Source organism: Peribacillus sp. SIMBA_075 (assembly GCF_046534585.1).
Window position 1 is genome coordinate 1 of the sequence record NZ_JAWRYN010000771.1, and the last position, 266, is coordinate 266.

Here is a 266-nt window from a genome sequence, read left to right on the forward strand (position 1 = left end):
AGTGTACTTGGCGTAGGGATTGTGCTTGCGGGATGTTCTTCGGGCAATGAACAAGGGACGAGCACCACTGTAGCTGGAACAGATCCTGCACCAAAAAATCAAACCTTGATCATCGCACGTCAATCTGATGCCAATAATTTGGACCCGCATTTTATTTCCGCCATCAATGCGGCAAGTGTCGTGCATCACAAGGTATACGAGGGCTTGATCGCACGCGACGAAAACATGGTGTTCAAGCCGATGCTCGCGACAGAGTGGAAGCAGCT

General features: G+C 50.4%; 1 pseudogene. It reads left to right on the forward strand.

What is annotated here, in order from left to right:
* Positions 1 to 266: pseudogene (locus tag SB775_RS30295) on the forward strand (glutathione ABC transporter substrate-binding protein); the annotation flags it as partial.